This window comes from Aeromonas sp. SER (assembly GCF_038739615.1).
Taxonomy (GTDB): domain Bacteria; phylum Pseudomonadota; class Gammaproteobacteria; order Enterobacterales; family Aeromonadaceae; genus Aeromonas; species Aeromonas jandaei.
Genome location: NZ_JBCGFC010000022.1, coordinates 19,184 through 41,943 on the forward strand (window position 1 = coordinate 19,184; position 22,760 = coordinate 41,943).

The following is a 22,760-nucleotide window of genomic DNA, read 5'->3' on the forward strand; positions in this document are numbered from 1 at the left end:
CTCCCGCTATCAGGGATGCTGGATGATCAGGCTGTGGTTATCCAGCATGCTCTGCAGGATGTCGTGGGACGAGGTGCTGGTGAGATTCCAGCTGTTCAAATCCACATCCTTCAGGGTGATCTGCTGAGTCACCTGACCACCACTGGCCGAGGTCACCGAGAGATTCACATCGCTCAGACCATTGCTGCCGGTCGTCACCGACGCCGAGAGGTTGCTTAGCAGACTTTCGACGCTGGCTCCCGGGCCGCCCCGCAACAGGTCGGCCAGATCGATCCGGTCCCCCTGTTCCGGATGGAAGTCGGTGATGGTATCGACTGCAGGTTGCCCCTGACTACCCTCATCCCCCTTCTGCCAGACAAAGAGATCGCTGCCGGCACCGCCGGTGAGGATATCGTTGCCTTTGCCGCCATGGAGCACATCGTTCCCAAGCCCTCCCACCAGACGATCATCGCCTGAAGAGCCAAAGAGGATGTCGTCATGCTCGGAACCCAACAGCTCATGACCGCTCTGGCTGTGGATGGTCAGGGTATCGAGTGGCGTGCTGATGGTGGAACCGCCGACACTCGACTCGGCAGAGATCCCCAGCACATGATCCCCATCGCTCAGGCCGTTAAAGTAGAGCGGTACCGAGTGATCCGCCGGGATCAGCCAGTCACCGTTGCTCTCCTGATGTCCCACGGTCAGGCCATGTTCATCCTGCACCTGAGCGTTCCCCAATCCGCTGATCCGAATGGATAGCTCGCCGGTTGCCGGATTGACCACACTGGCCTGCAGACTCAGGGGCACCAGCGCCCCCTGCAGGGCATGGATCTCGTGCTGGGTCAGCGTCAGGCTCGGCATGTCCGGCTCGGGCGTGACATTGATGGTCACTTGATCAGTGTCGCTCAGTGGGCCGCCCGCACCGCTGTTGCCCTGATCCGAGGTGGTGACGGTCAGGGTATCCTCTCCCCAGAAATCTTTGGCTGGTTCATAGTGCAGGCTGCTTGCCAGCAACTGGTTGAGATCGGCCAGCGACCCCACCAGGGTGATCTCGCTGGTACCCGCCCCCTGCACCATCACGGCGCCGGTTGCGCCCAGCAGGGTCAGCACACCATGCTCGACCCGCAGCACCATGGAGACAGGTGCGCTGCCGGCATCCACATCCTTCACGCTGATGCCGGATAGCGACAGAGAGCCATCCTCTTTGACCGTCATGCTGCCCGGCAGCTGATTGACCGGCGCATCATTGACCGGCAGTACCTCGATCGGTACCACATCGGTGTCGCTGAGGGCTCCACCGCTACCGGTATTGCCAAGATCATTGGTCACCATGGTGAGCTGATCCTGGCCATTGAAGTCCTGTGCCCCCTGATAGGTCACCCCGCCCGCCAGCAGCGCATTGATGGCTGCAAGCGAGCCACTCAGCACCAGCGAGCCCGTGCCACTGCCGGTCACGGTCACGCCGCTGCCGGCCGCCAGGGTCAAGGTGCCGTGGCCAACCGAGAGGCGTACCTCGATGGGGCTGTTACCCGCATCCACATCTTTGACCTGCAGGCCATCAATGCGGTAAGGCACATCCTCTTCGGCTACCAGCGGTGCTGTGGGCAGAATGTTTTCGGGCGCGTCGTTGACCGCCTCTATGGTGACATCGATGCGGCCCTTCACCTCTGGCCCCAGCGCGCCGTTGTCCAGACTCTGGGCGATCACCTCGAGTTTCAGGGTACCGTTAACGTCGTTGGTCACCAGCACCAGATCCGCCAGATTGCCACCCACAGTGGTCACCTGCCAATCACCGTTTGGCAATCTGACTACCTGACCGGCCACTCCGTCCGGCAGCTCAATGGATGCTCCCTCCGGCACGTTGCGGATAGTCACCCGCACCTGCTCGGCGCCATTTTCATGCACATTGCTTGCGCTCCCGCCGGTGGCGTGGGTATCGCGGGTCTCCAGCCCCAGATTGAGCAGGATCCTGTCGCCCTCTACCCCGCTGGCATTGGGCACCAGATCGCTGATGAGGGCATCCCCCACCGGATTGACGGTCACGGTAAAGCTGCCGCTGGTTTCAAGGGGAATAGTGAGCCCCTTGTCGAGGGTAAAGGCACTGAGTGACAGATCCACGCTGCCGCTGAAATCGGCCGGCGGGATCAGGGTCAGCTTGGCAAAATCGGTGCCTACGGGTACTTGCCAGACACCACCACCATTATTCACGGCAGGGGCCGAGAGGGTGAAACCATCCGGCACCCCCTTGATCTGCAACGCCACTATCTTCTCGGAACCGTCGTTATCGATGAGGGCGGCACCAAAGCCAGCCAGGCTGATGGCACCATCTTCATTGCCCGATACATCGTGCAGCGTCAGCGCTGCCGGATCGTTGACCGGTCTCACCTCAAAGCCGACCTGCCCGCTCCAGCTGCCGCTGTCGGTCACCAGCTGGCCGCCGACCAGCGCGGTATCGACGATATCGACCTTGATGTCGAGCGGTACCTGACCGCTGAAGTGCTCTTTGGGCACAAACACCAAGTCCTTGAGGGCAGCCACATCGCTGACCACCAGGGTGTTGACCGGCTTGCCACTGCCATCAAGGAAGTAGCCATATTTGGCATCCACCGTGATGTTGACCCGCTCCACGGTTTCAAGGCCACCATTGGCGATGGAGGGGCTGATATCGGCCAGTTTCACCGAGAGATCGAGGTGGATCTCGCTATCTTCCAGATTGTCCGGCTGTCCGTCATGGTTGGTATCCAGCACGTTCAAAGTCAGTTCCGGATGCTCGCCACGGCCACCATTTACATCGACCACGGGGGCCACATCGACCCGTACCGTGCTGCTGTCGACCTTGATATCGCCACTGGCGGTATCCGTGTTGACCACCTTCACCTCGATATTGAGCGAGCCGGCAAAGTCTTGCGGCAAGCCGAGGGTCAGCCCTTCCAGACCAGCCAGTGACGGCGGTACCTTGATGACATACTCACCGGTCGAAATGTTGTATTCGGCGCCGCTAATGGTGACACCCGCCGGCAGCCCCTTGAGGACTATGGTCACCTCGTCGCTGGCCTGATCGGCGTCGCCGATATGGATCACGCCTTTGAGCTGCTGACCAAAATCAACCCGGATATCCTCCTTGCCCACCAGCACCTCGTTGTCGTCGATATCGACGGTCGCCGCAGCTTCCTTGTTGGTCGTCGGCGTCGCCTCGAAGGTCGCATCCGTGTTCAGGCTCACCTTGACATGGGCACTGGCATCTCCATCATCGCCACGGTCGATCACCATGGCATCGATACGGATCGGTTGAACCTTGCCGACAAACCCGTCGGGCGCATGCAGCTTGAAGCTCCCGAGGTTGCCCGCCGGTACGATCCAGCTGCCGTTACCGTTGTTGATACCGCCAATCACCACAAACTGATCGCCTGCGCCACCGTTCAACACCGGCAGGTTAATCACCAGATAGTCGATCTCCTCCACGCTGGAGGGATCGAGGTCGGTAAAGAGGAAACGCCCTGCCAGGTCGATATCGGCACCGCCCTGCCCCACGAGTGCGCCGCCGGTCTGGGTCAGCACGCCATCGGGCTCCACTACCGCCTGAATATCGACGTGCAGGTTGCCATCGATCACCTTCTCGGCCACCGCGCCCGAATCCACATCGTGCTGGGTAACAGTAACATGGCTCTGGATACTGGTATCCCGATCGCTATCCTCCGGCCCCTTCACCAGCAGTTGTCCCCCGTTGAGCAGGCTGTCGAGCTGGGCGGCCGTCAGGGTGACCTTGCCAGCCACCACGGTCAGCTGGCTCTCCACGCCGCCAACTCGCAGCCAGATCTGGTAGCCATCCTCCACCCCGGAGAGACTCAGCGCAGTGACCTTCTCGGCGCCGTCAGTGAGGGTCGGATGCCAGTCCAGCACGGTGAACTGATCTTCCAGACCGTGGCTGGTCTTGCTGTAGTCGGTCGCATCGATCTCCGGCTCCACCTTGATATGCAGCGGCACCTCGAAGCTCTTGCTGTCACCGTCGTTTTCGGTGACCACCACCCTGGCGACGAGATGAAGATCCGCCGTGCTGTTGTGGGGCGGCTGGATAAGCAGATTGCCAAAATCGGAGACATTGACCTGATAGGTTGGCTTGCCGCTGGCATCGAGTCCGGCAAAGGTGAGGGTCAGCTCCTTGCCGCTGGCATCAAAGACTCGGGCCCCTTCCGGCAACCCTTGCAGCACCACGTTGAGGCTCTCGGAAGTATCGTGCGGGGTATCGACCCACTCGCCCGAGGTGAGGGTAAAGTTGAGCGGCGCCCGCCCATCTTCACCCACGGTAATGGCATAGCCTGTCCCTTCGGCCTCCCAGCCGGTATTGCCAAGCTCGAAGTGAGGCTGATCCACCACCCCCACCAGATCCACATGAATGGTCTGGGAGCCGGTCTCTTTCTCGTTCACCACGATGTGGGTCTGGCCATTGGCATCGGTCAGGGTGGCGCTGTCTTTGACCACGCCCTTGATGGTCAGATCGAAATCGACGTTGCTGTTTTTGGGCGGCAGCAGCTTGAGCTCATTGATGCGATCAAAGGGCACCTCGTAGTACCCGGCAGCATTCTGGCTGACGGCAACGCCCCCCAGCAGCAGCGTCGCCCCGGCGGGCAGGCCGCTGATGCGCACAAAAAGCTGCTCGGAGCCATCGGTGGTGTCACCCAGGTGGGCTAGGCCAATCTTGCTGCCCAGATCGAGCAAGGTATCCTCTTTGCCCTGAATATCGCGCACGGTGAGTTTGGCATCATCCGCCTGCGGATTGACGTTGATCACCAGCTCAATCTTGTCTCCCTGCGCCGTACCCTGACCCGGAGCGATCGGGTTCTGCTCCGTGCTGATCGGGGTCACCGACAGCTTGATGTCACCGCTGAAATCCTTGGCCGGAACCACGGTCACCTTGTTGATGTCGCCTCCAGCCACTGTATAGAGGCCGTTTGCCCCCGGGGTCAGCACCTTGCCGTCAAGGGTCAGAGTCCCCTGACCCGACTCCCACTTGATCTGGTAGGTCAGGGCCTCGGAGCCATCCGTATCGGTGAGGCTCGCCTGTACATTGAGGGCAATGCCGCTGCTGTCCTCGTTGGTGGTGTAGTGCTGGTGCGTGCTACCCGCATCCCACAGTGGTTTGTCGGCAATACCTTGCACCGTGATGTCCAGATTGCCGGTGAGCACCGGGGGCTTGCTCCCCTCGGTGACGCCCACCTGCAACTGCACCGGGAAGCGCAGCGGATTGCCTCCGTTGTTGTAGCTCGAGTAGTCGTGGTTAGGCACGAAGGTGACACCGGTGAGCTGGAACTTGTCGTTGGTGTTGGCCACCGCCACCATGGCCGCAGGCGGCACCTCATACCAGGTCTTGCCACCCAGGGTGATGGTGGTCAGCGCGACACCGTTGAAATAGAAGGTTCCCTGGGCATTGGCAGGTGCCTGGATAAGCAGCTGCTCCACATGCTCGCCCCGATCGAAATCCCCCACATCCAGATTCATGGTGATGGGGATCCCCTGGCCAGGATCGGTTGCTCCGGCATCCTCCAGGCCGGTGACTGCGCTCACGCTGAGCATGCCAGCTTCGTCCCGGATGGTCAGGGTCAGAACCCCATCATCGGTATCTCCGTCACCGTCCACCAGGTGGAACTCAATCTGCTGCACCAGAGTGCTGTTGCTGTGATCAATGCCAGACCTGGCAGTGAAGCTGTAGTTACCCTCGGCATTGATAACCAGAGTGCCGATGACTTGTCCTGTGCCATCTGTTACCGAGATGGTGGTATTGCCCGTTGCGGCGATGGGGTGCTCGGTGCCATTGATGGTGACCGATTTCACTACCGCATCGTCCGCCCCCTCACTGGCGGTGGCCAGCAGATCGCCGGTCACTTTCGCTCCTTCATTCAGGGTCTTGTTCGCATCCACGGCGACGGGCACATCATCCTGCACGCTCACATGACCAATCACTTCGGCACTGAGGTCTCCGTCACTGTCCCGCGCCTGTAACGGCAGCTGGATATCCAGCAGATCCTTGCCCTGAGCCCTGTGATCAAGATTGCCGATAAGCTCGAAGGTGTAGCGGCCGGAGACATCCAACGTCAGCTTGAAGATGAGCTTGCCTGCGCTGTCCTTGCCAAGATACACACCCGGCTGGCTATCGGCGCCAATGGTGACGACCTTGCCCCCCGACGTGAGGGTGTTGAGGGCGTTGAAGCGAGCCACATCCAGTTGCAGAGAAGCCACCCGGTCACTCCCGGCGGCGATCGTCACCTGACCGATGGCAACCTCTCCCGTGCCTGACGGGCTGGTGCCTCCATGCTGGCCATTGCCCCCGTTGAGATCCGACTCCTTGACGGTGACTCCCTCGATAGCGGTGATCACGGGGTTGTCAGCATCGGTGATTACGGCAGTAGTACTGCCAGTGATCACGCTGCCATCGCTGTCGGTTACCTTGATTGGCAAGGTCAGGTTGAGTTTGTCATCCGCCCCGTGATCCAGGTTGGTATGCACCGTTACCTGATAGTCGATGGTTGCAGTGGTATGAGCGGCAATGCTGGCGGGCACAGTGGGGATGGACACCGTCATCACCACCAGACCAGAGCTGGTCACTGCCTGGAAGGTGTGACCATCCGTGCCAACCGCTTTCCAGGTCAAGGCTTCGCCATTGTGGGTAATGGGCTTGCCGCTGGCATCCATAACCTGACCGGAGAGCGTCAGTCGCACATCGGTCACCGGATCCGAGTCAGCCTTGATGGTGATCTTGCCGCTCGCCTGCTGGTCATCCACGGCCGAGTTGGCACCATCGAAACGCCCTTCGCTGAGGGTTACACCTGTCAGAGTGAGGGTCGGTTTATCCCCTTCCCCAATCTGGATATTGAGGGTGCCGCTGGTGCTATCGTTGTTGCCGCCCGCCTTGTCGTAGTCGTTGACGATCACCTTGATGGGCAGCTCGGTCACGGCGTTGGCGCCTTGATGGATCCCCTGATAGAGGGTCACCTGATAGTCAAAACCGTTCTTGCCCGCCTGATCCAGCGTGCCAACCAGCCGCACCTCAAACACCTCGACGCGCTGGCCATCGACCATCACATAGCCCTTGAGCAGCTGGCTGCCCGGGATCAGCGGGTCACCATCCACCAGCTGGTACTGCACCGGCTGACCGAGTGCGGTGAGTGCCGGTTGCTGGCTGCCATCGGCAAACGCCACCTCGACCACCCGATCCGACCCTGCCTGCACGTCGAAGTGACCGGTTTGACTCAGACTGTTGCTGCCGGTGAGGTCCCCCTCATCCAGGGACACGCCTTTGCCCGGGATAAAGCTAGGTGCCTTGCCATCCGCGATGGTAAGCGGCAGCGTGGTACCGATGCGATCGCCATCCTTGTCGGCCAGGGTGACCGCCAACGGCAGGTTGAGGGATTCGCTCCCCTTGTGATCCAGCTCACCACTCAGGGTGACCTTGGCGTTCACACTCCAGTTGCCGTTGTTATCGACCAAGCTCAGCTCGGCGCGCAGGATCTCGCGACCATCTGCCGTGGTGCCAACCAGCTGGCCGTTGGCGTCGAGGGAGAAACTGATCGGGCTGCCATGGCTGGTGAGCCCAGTCAGGGTGCTCTGGATGGTGGCGATATCAAAACCGAGAGATGCGGGATCAAGGGCATCGCTGCCGTGGGTCACCGTGAAACTCATGTTGCTGACCGCGGCCGCCTCCCCTTGCGCCATCTCGGTGATGGCGGTGCCGCTGACGGCAGAGATGGTCGGGTTGGCGCCATCACCTACCGCCACGGTGATAGTGGAGGAGACCTTGTCGCCATCGCTGTCGAGCAGAGTAAAGCCCGCCTTGAGCAGGCTGTCGGCACTGCCCTGATCCAGCGGTTGATGGAGGGTAAAGCTGTATTTGCCATCGTTGCCAAGGGTCAGCTTAAACACCAGCGTGCCATCGGGGGTACGCCCCTCGATAAGATGATCGGCCACCGTGATGGTCACGGCCTGCTTGCCCGAGGTGAACCCTTGCAGTCCTGGCTGGTTGGCATCGAAGGTGATGCTGGCCAGCGGATCGCTGCCCGCGGTGATGGTCAAATCACCGTTAAGGGTCTGCTCCTGCTGCCAATTGCTATCTTCCGTGAGCGTCAGGGAGACAGGATCGACCTGCGGCAAGGCACCATCGGTAATGGTGATATTGAGGGTGCCGAGGTTGCTCTTGTCGCCGTCAAAATCTGAACCTTGTACCTTCAAGCCAAGGTTGAGGCTGTTGGTCGCTTCCGGTTCGTCAAACACGCCGGTCAGGGAGACGCTGTATTTGCCATCCAGCCCAATGGCGACGGTAAGGATCGTATTGCCCTGCCAATCCTTGACGGTCAGCTGGTTGCCCTGCACCTCATAACTGGTGGGATGCCCCTGGCTGGTGAGCCCAGCGAGCGCTGGTTGGCTCGCCTCAAAGTTGAGGGAGACCAGACGATCGCTACCCACCGTGACCGGCAGTTGACCATCGATGCGCTGGTTGCCCCCTTCTTGCAGCGAAACGCCCTTGTCGAGACCAAGCGAAGGATCACTGCCGTCGTTGATGGTCAGAGCCAGATCGGCACTGGTGACATCGCCATCGATCTCTTTGGCACTCACCTGCAACCCCAGCGAGAGGCTGTCACTACCCTGATGATCGAGCGGGCCGGTAAGGGTGATCACCACCCGACCACCCACATCGCTCCCCTGCTGTTCAGCCAGCAGCTGGGCGCGCAATACCTCTACCCGCTGACCATTGTCATCGAGGTAGTAGCCCAGCAGGGTGCGATCATCGGTAAATTCAAACGTCAGCGGATGGCCATCGCTGGCAAGACCCGAGCTGTTGAGGGTCGCCAGGGTGCCACTCTGATTGCTGAACACCAGCGAATCCACCAGCAGGGGATCGGCGGTGTGCTTGACCACAAAGCTGCTCTCCCCGACTACGGCGGCGCTGTTGGTAAAGGCATCCTCGGTCAGGGTAATGGCCGGGATCTCGAAGCTCGGTGGAGTGCTGTCCACCAGATTGATCACCAGCGGCGCTTTCACCAGATCACCGTCGCTGTCGCGGTACTCGAGGTTGAACGGCAAACTCAAGGTTTCCTGAGTGTTAAGCAGGGTCTGCCCCTTGCTCTCGGGGTGATCCAGGCTCTGGCTCCAGACGATGCGATAGCTGCCGTTATTGTTGAGGGTCAGGGTAAAGACGGTGACACCACCGGCAGTGGCGGTCAGGGTCTGGCCGCCCCAGACGTAATCGAGTGCCACTCCATGACTGGTAAGTTTCAGCCCTTCAAGGCCGCTCTGGTCAGCGGCGAAGGTGACCTGCAGGCTGCCATCAATCCCGGCGCCGGTATTGAGGCTGCCGGTCGCGGTGACTGGGCCATTGGCCAGTCCGGCTTCGGAGAGGGTCAAGGTCTCGCTCTTGCCGATCAGCGGCGCACCGTCCAAGGCAGAATTACCCGCCAGATCGGTGACGCTGGCACGCACTTCGAAAGATTGCGTGATACCGGAGAGATCAAGACCTGATACCTGCCAACGGCCATCCGCACCGACCACTGCAGAGGTGGTAAGCAGGATCTGCCCATCGCTGCCTAGCAGGGTGATGGTCACCTTCTGTCCCGCCTCGACATTGGCGGTGGTACCACTCAGGGTGGCATTGTCGCTGCCAAAGAGTTCCACCGCATAGAGATCATCGATATCGATGGCGGCCTGGGTATCAACCTCAATAGTGAGGGTATCGCTGGCTCGGTTGCCGGCGATATCCACCGAGTCGACCCGAAAATCATAAGCTCCGTCTGCCAGCGTATCGGGCAGCTGATATTGCCAGTTGCCATTGCCATCGACGGTCAGCACGGCGAGCACGCTGCCACCAAGGGAGAGGGTGACTGTGGCACCGGGCTCCCCCTTGCCCTGCAGCAGCGGGGTATTGTCGCGGGTCAGATCATCGCTCTGGCTGGCACCGGTGTCGCTCTCATCGGCAAGATCCAGGGTAATGGTGGTGATGGTATCGAGCAGGGTCTGGCCCAGATCACTGGCACGGTTGCCGGCAGCATCCTGGGTATCGGCCTGAATGGTGAGGGGGCCATCCACCAGCTTGCCGGTGACGTCGCCAAAATTGGCCCCCCAGACCAGACCGGGCAGCACCACTGTGGTGACGGTGAGCCGGTTGCCTGCCTGGTCAATCAGGGTCACGGTGACCGGCTGACCGACCTCTACATCTAGCACGGTACCGCGGATGATGACGCCAGCCGCCTCGTCAGCGTTGATGATGTTGTCGCTGGTCTGCGGCTCGGTGATGGTGATGGCGGCAAAGAAGTCGCGTACTTCGGCAAAACGCAGCTCATCGTTTACGATCGGTGCATTGTGATCCGTATCGAAACCGGCCTCGGCCAGGGTGGCGTCATTGGTGCGATCGACCACAACAAAACCGCCAGAGCTGGAACCCGCAACGCCACCAATATTGCCGGCAGCTGGCGCGGCGTTGCCTGCGGCGGTCTCGGCAAAGAGTTTGGTCGGGTCAACCCCCTGGCGAATGGCCTCCTGCAGGGAAGCGAGCTCCTGATCAGGCAGCGCCTCGCTGCCATCGGCCGGAACAGGATTGGCCGGTTCAGGTTGTTGTCCGGTTGGCTGCGAATCGGCATCAGCCAGTGCAAACTGCCCCCCCTGCGCGGCTTGCAGCCGATCACCGGGATGGAGCACCATCCCCACGGTTGCTCGTACGACAGCTCCATCTGCACTGATGACAAACACGGAGCCCTCTATGCGGGTCACCACCGTGGACTTTTCAATTTGCAACTCTGCCATACAACCTCCGGCACAACCTGATTAACGACATTATCAACAGCACACCTGACTGGATTAGCTATCTTACCGCAACCAAGTTGAAGGGTCTTTTCTCAATTTTCGACAAAAGAGACCGCAAACAGGGTATTTCGTACAATAAATGTCATGCAGGCATCGCCTTTTGTGCGATAGCCTGTGACGCAATATTGCTGCAACCCTTTGCTGATATGCCTATTCAAGAAAAAATAGTTCTTTTGGCAGACTCGCTTCGTAATCCCTGGTAAATCCGGGTTTCAAGCGAGCCCCAGCGACAAACAGGCAGTGCAAATGAGTGCAGCCAAACAACAGCGCTTATCGACAATAAAGTGAATAAAAATTTAAGGCTGCGCATAGCCATTTCTCTTGCCGAGCGACGAAGAAGAGATGGCCATAGGGCCAAGGAGTGAGCTGACCTCCACAACGCCCTTTACCCAGCTTCGTAAAATCCGCTGATTTTTCTTGGCAAGACCGTCACAACAGCCTGACTTTTCGTAAAATTCTACCCAGATCTCATTTCTGTGTTTTGCTCGTGCTGCCAATTGATCTGGCGCAACTCCCCTCCCGATAATTCATCATTTTGTTTACCAGTTTGATAACGTCACTCTCTGAAAATGCATAAATCCGGTTTATTCACCGGTAATAACAACAGGCCTGCCACCCCGCTCGGGGTATCGATCTCCGCATCACAAAAGGGAGCCGGTCAGGCCAGACAAGGACAATGATGGGGAGTGATGATGGTGAGTTCACACAACAGACAGAGCAGACTGGGACTTGCCGCCCTGCTGCTGACCACCTGCCTTGGCACCGGCAGCTGGGCACAGGCGGCCGACGAGGCACAAAGCAAGGGCAAGATCGAGGCGCGCAGCGAGCTGTTCGCCAAAGATCACGCCGATCAGTTCACCAGCTGGAAAGGTACCAGCGAGAGCAAGGAGCGCACCGACGCCCTGGCGGAAGATCCGCAGATGGTGGTGCTCTGGGCCGGCTACCCCTTCTCCAAGGATTACAACAAACCGCGCGGCCACTTCTATGCCCTGACCGACGTGCGGGAAACCCTGCGTACCGGCGCCCCCAAGACCGCCGAAGATGGTCCGCTACCCATGGCCTGCTGGAGCTGCAAAGGCCCGGATGTGGCCCGCGTCATCGACGAGAAGGGTGAGGATGGCTACTTCAAGGGGATGTGGGCAAAAGGCGGCCCCGAGATCGTCAACACCATCGGCTGCGCCGACTGCCACGATACCGCCTCGCAGGAGTTCAAGGAGGGCAAGCCCGCCCTGCACCTCTCCCGTCCCTATGCAGACCGGGCCATGAGTGCCATCGGCAAACCATTCAAGGAGCAGGGGCGCTTTGATCAGCAGTCCCAGGTGTGCGGCCAGTGCCACGTGGAGTACTACTTCAGTGGCCCTACCAAGGCAGTGAAATTCCCCTGGGACAAGGGCACCAGCGTCGAGCAAATGGAAGCCTACTATGACGAGCTGGGCTTCGCCGACTGGACCCATGCCCTCTCCAAAACACCGATGCTGAAAGCCCAGCACCCCGAGTACGAGACCTGGCGCGCCGGCATTCACGGCCAGAACAACGTCGCCTGCGTCGACTGTCACATGCCCAAGGTGCAGAACGAGCAGGGCAAGGTCTACACCGATCACAAGGTGGGCAACCCTTTCGATCGCTTCGAGCAGACCTGCCGCAACTGTCATACCCAGAGCAAGGAGATGCTGCAGGGGATCGTCAAGCAGCGCAAAGAGGCGGTACACGAGCTCAAGCTGAAAGTCGAGAAACAGCTGGTTCACACCCACTTTGAAGCCAAGGCGGCCTGGGATGCCGGTGCCACCGAGGCCGAGATGAAGAATATCCTGCAAGACATCCGTCACGCCCAGTGGCGCTGGGACTACGCCATCGCCTCCCACGGGGTGCAGATGCACGCCCCGGAAGTGGCGATCAAGGTGCTTGGCACTGCGTTGGACAAGGCTGCCGACGCCCGCACCAAGCTGGCTCGTCTGCTGGCTGCCAAGGGAATAACCCACGAGATCGCCATTCCCGACATCTCCAGCAAAGAGAAGGCGCAGGCTGCTCTTGGCATGGATATGAAGCAGTTCAAGAGCGACAAGGCCCAGTTCCTCAAGACCACGGTCCCCGCCTGGGATGCCGAGGCCAAAGCGGCCGGACGGCTGGCACAGTAACGGCGCCTGCGGGTCCGGCCCCCAAGTCGGGCCCGCAGCGGATGGAGGCTTCCTATGGGTGATTTAACGATGGATTTCTTACGACTAATGCTGATGGCAGCCATGCTGCTGACCAGCCTGCAGGGCCAGGCGGCCGAGCCTGCTGCCGCCCCTGTTCCGACCACTGCTGTCTCAGCCACACAGGAGGTGGAGTTTTTACGCAATCCCGACAAGGCCTGTACCGACTGCCACAAGGAGCAGGAGTATGGCATGCACGGCAAGCATGGCCAGGCGACCAACCCCAACAATCTGGCGCCGGTCACCTGCACCAACTGCCACGGTCAGCCCTCCCCCCAGCACAGGGAAAGAGTCAAGGATGTGATGCGCTTCAGCCACAGCCTGAAGGATAAAGAGAGCATCAAGCTTTACCCCATCAGCGAGCAGAACGGGGTATGCATGAGCTGCCACGAGCCCAAAGAGCTTCGCAAGGCACTCTGGGCGCACGACGTGCACGCCACCAAGCTCACCTGCACCAGCTGCCACCAGCTGCACCCGGCCAAAGAGCCCATGGTGGAGATCCCGGAAAAGTCCCGCATCAAGCTCTGCGTTGACTGCCACAGCAAGCAGCATGAGGCCGTCAAGGCCAGGGCGAACACCACCTCGGGCAAGGAGGCACAATGAGCTGCTCTCGCCGTCACTTTATGGCGGGGATGAGCGCGGGGGCCCTCATCATGATGACGGGGGCTGCTCGTGCCAACACCCGCGCCCTTGCCACCCCCCTCGCCCACAGCCAGACCATCGACGGGGTACGCTATGGCATGCTCCACGACGAGACGGCCTGCATCGGCTGTACCGCCTGCATGGATGCCTGCCGGGAGGTGAATCAAGTGCCAGAAGGGGTCTCGCGCCTCGAGATCATCCGCTCCGGCCCTATCGGTGAATTCCCCGATGCCGAGTACCACTTCTTTCGCAAGTCCTGCCAGCACTGCGACAACGCCCCCTGCGTACACGTCTGCCCGACCGGTGCTTCCCATATCCGCAAGGAGGATGGCATCGTCGACGTCAACGCTGATCTCTGCGTCGGCTGCATGTATTGCCTCGCCGCCTGCCCCTATCAGGTGCGCTTTATCAACCCTGTGACCAAGGTTGCCGACAAGTGCGACTTTTGCCGCAAGACCAATCTGGCGGCGGGCAAGGAGCCCGCCTGTGTCGAGTCTTGCCCCACCAAGGCGCTGGTGTTCGGCAATCTGGATGACCCGGACAGCCCCATCGCCCAACGGCTGGTGAAGGAGACCACCTATCGCTACAAGCAGGCACTCGGCACCTCGCCCAAGATGTACCGCGTGCCCAAAGGGGAGATAAAGTCATGACCATGCAAGAGGCATTTCACTTCCCTTCACTTGTGTGGGACTGGCCGATCGCCATCTATCTCTTTCTGCTCGGCATCTCCGCCGGGGCCACCACCCTCTCGGTGCTGTTGCGCCGCAAGGGGGCCGGCAGCGAGAGCGGCATCATCAAGGCGACCGCCATTCTGGCGCCGGTGAGCGTGGTGCTGGGGTTACTGATCCTTATCTTCCATCTGGCCCGCCCCTGGACCTTCTGGAAGCTGATGTTCCACTACCAGTTCGACTCCGTGATGTCGATGGGGGTCATGCTGTTCCAGGTCTACATGGCGGTGCTGTTCGCCTGGCTGGCGGTGGTGTTTCGCTCCGAGATCGAGACCTTGCGCCGTCACCTGCTGCAAGAGAAGTTCGCCTTTGTGGATGGGCTGATTGGCTGGCTCGCCCGCATCGAGCGGCTGCTGGCGCCGCTCTTGCTGCTGCTCGCCGTGCTCTTGGGGGCCTACACCGGCTTTCTGCTGTCGGCGCTCAAGACCTATCCGCTGTTGAACAACCCTGTGCTGCCGGTGCTGTTCCTCATCTCCGGCGTCAGCTCCGGCATCGCCTCCACCATCTTGCTGGCGGTCACCCTGTTCAAGGAGAACCATCACAGCCAGGGGGTGAGCTTTGTTCACCGCTTCGAGCGGCCGGTGCTGGCGGTGGAGGTGTTGCTGCTGGTCTGCTTCTTTACCGGCCTCTACTTCGGTGGCGGCCAGAAGGAGGCAGCCATGTGGGCCGCCATCGGCAGCGGCTTCTGGGCTCAGGTGTTCTGGCTCGGGGTGGTGGGCATCGGCATGCTGCTGCCCCAGTTGCTGGCCCTGCTGGCCCCCGCGCCGCTGCGGGCCAAAAACGGCTATCTGGTACTGGCCTGCAGCCTGACCCTGGTGGGGATCCTGCTGCTGCGCTACTTCGTGCTTTATGCCGGCCAGATGACGGTAGTTTAAAGGTATGATCACCAGCGCCAGCCACCTTCTGGTGACTGGCGCTGGTTTGTTGCTGGCCCAATAAATTTCTGGTGATGCCACACCCGTTGCTTGGCAATGTGTTCCCCCAAAGGGAGACGACGCGGCGTGTGTGGCATGACATGAATGAGATCAAAGATTGAACCGGAGGTTATGTGCTGGCAGAGCTCGGCTATCTCTCACTGTTGCTGGCGACCGGGCTAGCCCTGCTGCAAGGGCTGCTGCCCTGGCTGGGATTACGGCTCGCCTCCCCAACTCTGCTGCGCTGCGCCAAGCCACTGGCGCTGATCAATGCCATCCTGCTGTTGGCCTCCCTGCTGCTGCTCGCCAGCTGCTTTGCCCTGGATGATTTCACCGTCAGCTATGTGGCCCAGCACGCCAACAGCGCCCTGCCCCTTGGCTTCAAGCTGGCGGCCGTGTGGGGCGGCCACGAGGGCTCCATGCTGTTCTTTGTCTTTGCGTTGGGGCTGTGGGGCACTCTGGTGGCCCTTTGCTCCAAGCGGGTCGATCCGCTCATCCGCACCCGGGTATTGGCCATCATGGGGCTGATCGTCGGGCTGTTCGGCCTCTATACCCTGATCTTCTCCAGCCCGTTTGACCGCCAGTTCCCGGGGCCGCTGGAGGGGCGCGATCTCAACCCCATGCTGCAGGATATCGGTCTTATCATCCACCCGCCCCTGCTCTATCTCGGTTATGTCGGTTTTGCGGTCAACTTCGCCTTCGCCATGGCGGCGCTGCACTCGGGCCGGCTCGATGGCGCAGTAGCCCACTGGAGTCGCCCCTGGGCGCTCGGCTCATGGGTCTTTCTCACCGCCGGCATCGTGCTGGGCTCCTGGTGGGCCTACTACGAGCTCGGCTGGGGCGGCTGGTGGTTCTGGGATCCGGTGGAAAATGCCTCCCTCTTGCCCTGGCTGCTGGGCACAGCCCTGCTGCACGCTCTGATTGTCTGCGAGAAGCGCGGCGCTTACGGCCACGCCGTGCTGTTGCTCTCCATCTTCACCTTCGCCTTGAGCCTGCTCGGCACCTTTGTGGTGCGCTCCGGGGTGCTCACCTCGGTGCACGCCTTTGCGGTGGACCCCTGCCGCGGCCTCACCCTCTTGTTGCTGCTCGGTTTGCTATTGACCTGCGCCCTCACCCTGTTTGCCCTGCGCGCAGACATTCGCGCCCCCTATGCCCGCTTTGGCTTGCTGTCAAAAGAGGGGCTGCTCGGCGCCGCCATCCTGCTGCTCTGCGTGGCCTGCGCCAGCGTGCTGCTCGGCACCTTCTACCCCATGGTGTTCCAGTCGCTCCATCTGGGCTCGCTGTCGGTGGGCGCCCCCTATTTCAATACCATCTTCGTGCCGCTGGCCCTCTGCCTGATGGGGCTGATGACCCAGCTCCCGCGCCTGCGCTGGCAGCATCTGGCAGCCCAGTGCCGTATCAAGGTGCTGCTCCCATGCCTGTTCGGCCTGCTTGGCGGCGGGCTCATTAGCCTTGCCTATCTGGAACAGAGATCGTTTTCCGGTAGCTGGATTGGCATCGTCGCCAATATGGTGAGCCTCTGGCTGATAGCCAGCCTGCTGCTCCCGCTCTTGCAACCGACGTCGCTGCGCGAGTTCACCCTCAATCGGTTCGGCAGTTTGCTGGCCCACCTCGGGGTGGCGGTGTGCGCCCTTGGCATCGCGCAGGTGAGTCACCAAAGTCAGGAAGGAGGCACAGTGCTAAGTGCCAATCAGCCCTACCAGCTCGGCGCGTTCGAGTTTCGTTATGAGGGGCGCGAGCCGGTGATCGGCCCCAACTATACCGCCGAGCGCATCACGCTTAGCGTGCATAAAGACGGTAAAGAGGTGGTGCGGCTGACGCCGGAGCGGCGCCATTACAGCGTGCGCACCATGAACATGAACGAGCCGGGCATCGCGTGGGGAATGCTCGGCGATCTCTACGTGGTGCTTGGCGAAAAGATGGGACCCGGCGCCTATGCCATGCGGCTGCACTACAAGCCGCTGGTGCGCTGGATCTGGCTCGGCGGCCTGTTGATGATGGCGGGTGGCACCCTGCGTCTGCTCGCCCGCCGGCCGTTGCTGGCTAACCATCCTGCGCCAGCGACCGCCCCCTACCCTCGTCTTGAACAGGAGTCCTTATGAACGCCCGTCTGCGCCTGTTCGTGCCGCTCGTGCTCACTCTGGGCCTCGGCGCCCTGCTCTGGCTCGGCCTTGGCAACAATCCCTACAGCCAGGATGAGGCAACGCTCGGACGTACCCTGCCTGCGTGGCAGAGCGACAATCTGCTTGACGGACGTCCGATCCAGACCGCCAGCCTCAAGGGGGAGCCCTTTGTCCTTAACGTCTGGGCCAGCTGGTGCGTCAACTGCCGCGCCGAGCATCCGCTGCTCAGCGAGCTCGCGGGCACAGTGCCCCTCTACGGTCTCAACTACCGGGACAAGGGGGATGCGGCCCGCGCCTGGCTTATCCAGGCGGGCAACCCCTATCGCGCCGTGCTGGCCGACCCCAACGGCAAACTGGCCCTTGAGCTCGGCGTCTACGGCACGCCGGAAACCTATCTGTTTGATGCCAATGGCACCCTGCTCGCCCGCCACACCGGCGAACTCACCAAAGGGATCTGGCAACGCCAGTTTGCCCCCCTGCTCGACAAGGCGCGAACTGACGCGCAAATGAAGGCCGCCACAACGGCACCCGCAATTGCGCCATCTATTGCAACATCAGCTCGGGAGACACAGCCATAATGTGCCGTTCTCTTGCCTGCGCCCTGCTGGCCCTCGGCATGCTGCTGAGTGCAACTGCATATTCCAGCGGGGTCGACACCTATCAGTTTCGCCACCCCGAGCTGCAAAATCGGGCGCAAGAGCTGGCCCGCGCCCTGCGCTGCCCCCAGTGCCAGAACCAGAATCTGGTGGAGTCCAACTCCCCCATCGCGCGGGATCTTCGACTCGAGGTATACCGCTGGGTAGACGAGGGGCAGTCTGATGAACAGGTGATCGCCCGGATGACGGAGCGCTTCGGTGATTTCGTCCGCTACGATCCCCCCTTCAAGAGCAGCACGGCGCTGCTGTGGGGCGGCCCCCTGCTGCTGTTGGGGCTGGCGCTGTTGATCCTGTTTCGCCGCCTGACGCGCACAAAGGCGCAACCCATCCCTGCCGTTAAGGCCATCGTTGAGGCCCCCCCTCAACCCGCCGCCGACCCGCGCAGCGAATTGAATTTGCTGATCATGCACGGGGAGCAGGCAGGCCTCTCCCCCGACCAGCCACTCTACAGGGAGCTAAGCGCCGCCCGCCTGGCCAACGCCATCCCGGCAGCTGAGCTGGCCCTGCGCGCGCAACTGGCCAGCCAGCATGACAATCGCGGCCGCAATAACCGGCACGGGCAGGCCTTGTTGCTGCTTGGTATCATGACATTCGTAGCCGTGGCCGCTGTCTATCTCAGCACCGGCCGCTATCAGGCATGGCAGGCTTATCAGTCGCGCCCCGATCCGCTGGCGGGATTGAGCTCGCGGGATCTGCAGGACAAGGAGCTGGGCGCCCTGCACCAGCGCCTGCAAACCAACCCCGCAGCTCTCGACGCTTGGGCGGCGCTCGGCCAGCTCTATCTCTATCGGAACGAGTACGACAACGCCCTGCTCGCCTACCAGCGTCTCGCCCTGCAAGAAGGGGGCGCCAGCGCAGCGACCCAAGCAGCTCAGGCGACCGTGCTCTACTACCGAGCGGGCCAGCAGCTGACCCCGGAAGCACAGCGCCTGCTGGAAAGCGCCCTCAAGCAGGACAAAGGCGAGGTGAGCGCCCTGATGCTGCTTGCCTCCGATCACTTCCTGCATGGTCGCTACAGGCAGGCCATTGCGCTGTGGCAGCAACTGCTCGATGAAGAGCGACCCCGCATCAACCGGGCTGCGCTTATCGAGGCAATTCAGACTGCGCGGATGATGGGGGGCTAGCCCGACAGATCCGTTGCTTCTTCTCAGGACGTTAGCGCCTTCTTCCTGCCAAGCCCTGCGCAATGTCAATCGATGCAAACACCCCCATACGGGGGTGTTTTGTTATTGGTTCGCCTTGGCAGGTATATCTCGACGTGCGCTTAAGGCCGCTCGCCAGCGGCCAGACGGCGGTTGATATCGGCGATAACCCGGGCGATGTCGGCAAGGGTATCAATCACGTAGTGCGCCCCCGCCGCCCGCAGTTTGGCCTCGGCCGGTGCGCGCCGGGCGGCGATCTCTGCCTCGCTCATGGCGACAAACTCGTCCCAGGTGGCGCCAAATTCGTTACCGGAAACCGACAATCCCACCGTCCACATACCCGCGTTAAGCCCTTCGCTGATACCCGGCACGGCGTCATCCACCTTGATGCAGCGATGCACCGCGCTTACTCCGAGCTCAATCACGTTGGCCAGCGCCATCCAGGGGCCGGGGCGACCGCCTGCCTTAAGATCGTCGGTGGCGACCCAGTGATCCGGGCGATAGCCGTGATCGGCCGCAGCAGGTACCAACGCCTCCATCACCGGACGGGGGTAACCGGAGCAGGAGCCGATACGCAGCCCCTGACCCCGCAGCGCGTCTAGCACCGGCAGCACACCGGGGATCGAGTCTGCAAAGCGTGTCACCGCGGCAATCTGCAGCGGCATAAAGGTGTGATAAATGTGGTCCACCTCGGCGTGGCTCATGGGGTGGCCAAAGCGGGCCTGCCAGCGCGCATCCACCGAGGGCAGACGGCCCAGCGCGGCGATATGATCCCACTTGCCCAACCCCATGGGCTGGCGCGCCTCATCCAGAGTAACAGGGAAGTCATAGGCGCGGGCGAAGGCCTCGACGAAGATGGAGGTGGGGGCGAAGGAGCCGAAATCGACGACGGTGCCGGCCCAGTCGAGGATCAGCGCCTCTACGTCAGTGGTCGGGTCTACAGCAATCTGCAAGTCAGTCATGGTGGTGTTCCTGTTTCGGTGAAAGTGCGATCTCGCCAAGGGCGCGATCGAGAATGGTGATGGCGCGCACCAGATCGGCGCGGGCGATATTGAGCGGCGGCGAAAGCTGGATGACATTGCCCTGAGAGACCTTGAAGCTGAGCCCCAGTTCCAGACAGCGGTAGAGCAGCCGCTCGGCGGCCTGGCTATTGCGGGTGCGACTCTGGTGATCGACCACCAGATCGAGCGCCCAGAGCATACCTATGCCGCGCACCTGCCCGATCAGCGGGTGACGCTCGGCAAGCGCCGCGAGCTCTGTCGCCATAAAACGGCCATCCTCCCGCACCTTGGCCAGCAACCCCTCTTCACGGATGGTACTGATGGTGGCGAGGGCCGCCGCGCAGCCGATGGGGCTCTTCTCGTGGGTGTAGTGACCGAGCGAAATAGCTGCCGCCTGATTGAAACGGTCGCGGGTGATGAGCGCAGCAAACGGCACCACCCCGCCCCCCAACCCCTTGCCCAGACAGATGATGTCGGGTTCGATGCCGAACTCTTCAAAGCTGAACCAGTGGCCGGTGCGACCCAGAGCATTGGGGATCTCGTCGGCGATCAGCAGCACCTTGTGGCGATCGCAGATCTCCCGCACCCGCTGCCAGTAGGCCTTCGAGGGCACCTGTACGTCGGTGTTGCGGATGGGCTCGGCGATAAAGGCGCCGATCCCTCCCTCCTTCTCGATGACGTACTCCAGATAATCGGCGTAGTGCAGGTCATCCCCCTCCCCGCGATACCAGACGCCGCGATAACGGGTGGGCGGCGGGATGCGCTCCACTCCGGCCATCAGCGGGCCCATGCCGGCGCGAAAACAGGCTTCACCGCCGACCGAGATTGCATCGAGGGAGGCGCCGTGAAAGGCATCCCACAGGGACACCACCTTGCTGTTGCCAGTGATGAAACGGGCGAGCTTCAGGGCAATCCCCACTACCTCGCTGCCACCGGGAGCGAACAGCACCCGGTTGAGATCGCCGGGGGCCAGTTCGGCCAGGGTGCGGGCGCAGTCGATGGCGACCTGATGGGTGTAGCGGCGGGGCGCGAACGGCAGATCGGCGAGTTGCTGCTGCATCGCGGCCACCACCCTGGGATGACCGTGGCCCAGCTGATGAACGCTGTTGCCGTGAAAATCGAGGTAACGCTTACCCGATACACTGGTCAACCAGCTCCCCTGCGCCCCCTCAATCAGATCCAGACAGGGGGTGGAGAGGGCCTGATGGAGGAAGTAGCGGCTATCCTCCGCCAATCCGGCCTGTACATCTTCGCTCTGACCCGCCCACCAGCGCGCCCGCCCCTCGCCAAGGTTGATATCCCCTTCGCTGTCGGCGCGGCCGCTGCCGTGCAGCTTATGGTCGTGCTGAACGCAACCGTGTGGCGCCATGCTGGTCATCACGCAGCCCCCTGCCAGTAGCAGGCGCTGGCCATGGCGGCGAGCAGGCAGCGCACCCGCTCAGGGGTCACATCACCGATATTGCCGATACGGAAGCAATCGGCTTGCGAGACCTTGCCCGGATAGATGACAAAGCCCTGCGCCTTGAGCCGCTGGTAAAAATCGGCGAAGCGGTAGTCAGGGTGGGCCGGAGAGTAGAAGGCGGTGATGATGGGGGATTGCCACTGTTCTGGCAGCAGTGGCGCAAAGCCGAGCTCAGCCATCCCCACCACCAGGGTGCGCTGATTCTCGCTGTAGCGCCGATGGCGGGCTTCAATGCCCCCCTCCTCGTCCAGCTCGCGCAGGGCCTGGGCAAAGGCAAGCACGGTATGGGTGGGCGAGGTAAAGCGCCACTTGCCCCCCTGCTGCTCCATGGTCTGCCACTGGGCATGCAGGTCGAGAGAGACCGAGCGGGCGCGACCGGCGCAGGCCGTGAGCGCAGCGCGGCGGGCGATGACGAAGCCAAAACCCGGCACCCCCTGAATGCACTTGTTGGCCGAGCTGATGAGAAACTCGATGCCAAGGCGCCCCATGTCGATGGGGATGCCACCAAAGCTGCTCATGGCATCGACGATAAGGCGAATGCCGCGGCGCTGGCAGAGCTCGGCCACCTCCTCCAGCGGATTGAGCATGCCGGTGGTGGTCTCGCAGTGCACCATGGCCAAGTGGGTGATCTCGGGGTGGCGCGCCAGCATCGCCTCAATGGCGGCGGGTTCCGGGCGGGTTGTCTCGCCGCAGTCGAGCTCGTGGTGACGCAGGCCAAGGCAGCGGGCCATCTCCCCCATGCGGGCACCGTAGGCGCCGTTGTTGATGATCAGCAGACACTCATCGACACCTATCGCCGAGCCCAGCACGCTCTCCACCACATAGCTGCCACTCCCCTGCAGCAGCACGGCGCTGTAGTCACTTTCATATTCAGGGCCGGTGGCGAGGCGCACCAGCTCGCGGCGGATGGGCTCCACCACACCCTGGTTGTAGTCCGCATCCCAGGTACAGCTGTCTTGCAGCATGGCGGCGCGCACCGTGGCTGTGGTCGAGAGGGGGCCCGGGGTCAGCAGCAGGTAATCGACAGCGGCGGGGGCCGCAGGAATATGGGTCATGACTTCGCTCCTTTTTGGTAT

General features: G+C 61.7%; 11 protein-coding genes. 7 read left to right on the forward strand and 4 right to left on the reverse strand.

What is annotated here, in order from left to right:
* Nucleotides 1-9: 9 nt before the first annotated feature.
* Nucleotides 10-10,764, reverse strand: a complete 10,755-nt coding sequence (locus AAHA41_RS21225) for a retention module-containing protein (RefSeq protein WP_323069580.1) — start codon at nt 10,762-10,764, stop codon at nt 10-12.
* Between the two features lie 749 nt (nt 10,765-11,513).
* On the opposite strand from AAHA41_RS21225, the gene nrfA reads away from it, so the two are divergent.
* The 7 genes from nrfA to nrfF all read left to right on the forward strand — a co-directional run bounded on the left by nrfA (nt 11,514) and on the right by nrfF (nt 19,203).
* A complete protein-coding gene (nrfA, locus tag AAHA41_RS21230) occupies nt 11,514-12,959 on the forward strand; it encodes an ammonia-forming nitrite reductase cytochrome c552 subunit (protein ID WP_201931442.1) in 1,446 nt (481 codons plus the stop codon).
* Nucleotides 12,960-13,013: 54 nt separating this feature from the next.
* The gene (nrfB, locus tag AAHA41_RS21235; RefSeq protein ID WP_201931443.1) at nt 13,014-13,619 is read left to right on the forward strand and encodes a cytochrome c nitrite reductase pentaheme subunit; all 606 of its coding nucleotides are present in this window, start codon (nt 13,014-13,016) and stop codon (nt 13,617-13,619) included.
* Entirely contained in the window at nt 13,616-14,308 is a 693-nt protein-coding gene (gene nrfC, locus AAHA41_RS21240; protein ID WP_323069586.1) for a cytochrome c nitrite reductase Fe-S protein, read from the forward strand. Before nrfB ends, nrfC begins: the two co-directional genes overlap by 4 nt.
* On the forward strand, nt 14,305-15,261 hold the full coding sequence (gene nrfD, locus AAHA41_RS21245; protein WP_323069589.1) for a cytochrome c nitrite reductase subunit NrfD: 957 nt from the start codon (nt 14,305-14,307) through the stop codon (nt 15,259-15,261). The genes nrfC and nrfD overlap by 4 nt, the downstream gene beginning before the upstream one ends.
* A gap of 173 nt (nt 15,262-15,434) precedes the next feature.
* Entirely contained in the window at nt 15,435-17,402 is a 1,968-nt protein-coding gene (gene nrfE / locus AAHA41_RS21250; RefSeq protein ID WP_323069591.1) for a heme lyase NrfEFG subunit NrfE, read from the forward strand.
* Nucleotides 17,399-18,001 carry a DsbE family thiol:disulfide interchange protein gene (locus AAHA41_RS21255; RefSeq protein WP_323069593.1) on the forward strand — a complete coding sequence of 201 codons (603 nt, stop codon included), beginning with the start codon at nt 17,399-17,401 and terminating at the stop codon, nt 17,999-18,001. The genes nrfE and AAHA41_RS21255 overlap by 4 nt, the downstream gene beginning before the upstream one ends.
* Nucleotides 17,998-19,203, forward strand: a complete 1,206-nt coding sequence (gene nrfF, locus AAHA41_RS21260; RefSeq protein WP_323069603.1) for a heme lyase NrfEFG subunit NrfF — start codon at nt 17,998-18,000, stop codon at nt 19,201-19,203. Before AAHA41_RS21255 ends, nrfF begins: the two co-directional genes overlap by 4 nt.
* A 140-nt stretch (nt 19,204-19,343) precedes the next feature.
* On the opposite strand, the gene phnX is transcribed toward nrfF, so the two are convergent.
* From phnX to phnW, 3 genes are read right to left on the reverse strand one after another with little or no spacing between them, the layout of a single operon-like run.
* Nucleotides 19,344-20,183 (reverse strand): phosphonoacetaldehyde hydrolase, encoded by an 840-nt coding sequence (gene phnX, locus AAHA41_RS21265; protein WP_323069595.1) that lies wholly within the window; start codon nt 20,181-20,183, stop codon nt 19,344-19,346.
* Entirely contained in the window at nt 20,176-21,600 is a 1,425-nt protein-coding gene (locus tag AAHA41_RS21270) for an aspartate aminotransferase family protein (protein WP_342697343.1), read from the reverse strand. Before AAHA41_RS21270 ends, phnX begins: the two co-directional genes overlap by 8 nt.
* Nucleotides 21,600-22,739, reverse strand: a complete 1,140-nt coding sequence (phnW, locus tag AAHA41_RS21275) for a 2-aminoethylphosphonate--pyruvate transaminase (protein ID WP_323071397.1) — start codon at nt 22,737-22,739, stop codon at nt 21,600-21,602. The genes AAHA41_RS21270 and phnW overlap by 1 nt, the downstream gene beginning before the upstream one ends.
* Between the last annotated feature and the right edge of the window lie 21 nt (nt 22,740-22,760).

Excerpts from the sequence above, each read along its gene's own strand:
- AAHA41_RS21225 (WP_323069580.1), bottom strand. The coding sequence starts at position 10,764 with ATGGCAGAGTTGCAAATTGAAAAGTCCACGGTGGTGACCCGCATAGAG.
- nrfA (WP_201931442.1), top strand. The coding sequence starts at position 11,514 with ATGATGGTGAGTTCACACAACAGACAGAGCAGACTGGGACTTGCCGCC.
- nrfB (WP_201931443.1), top strand. The coding sequence starts at position 13,014 with ATGGGTGATTTAACGATGGATTTCTTACGACTAATGCTGATGGCAGCC.
- nrfC (WP_323069586.1), top strand. The coding sequence starts at position 13,616 with ATGAGCTGCTCTCGCCGTCACTTTATGGCGGGGATGAGCGCGGGGGCC.
- nrfD (WP_323069589.1), top strand. The coding sequence starts at position 14,305 with ATGACCATGCAAGAGGCATTTCACTTCCCTTCACTTGTGTGGGACTGG.
- AAHA41_RS21255 (WP_323069593.1), top strand. The coding sequence starts at position 17,399 with ATGAACGCCCGTCTGCGCCTGTTCGTGCCGCTCGTGCTCACTCTGGGC.
- phnX (WP_323069595.1), bottom strand. The coding sequence starts at position 20,183 with ATGACTGACTTGCAGATTGCTGTAGACCCGACCACTGACGTAGAGGCG.
- AAHA41_RS21270 (WP_342697343.1), bottom strand. The coding sequence starts at position 21,600 with ATGACCAGCATGGCGCCACACGGTTGCGTTCAGCACGACCATAAGCTG.
- phnW (WP_323071397.1), bottom strand. The coding sequence starts at position 22,739 with ATGACCCATATTCCTGCGGCCCCCGCCGCTGTCGATTACCTGCTGCTG.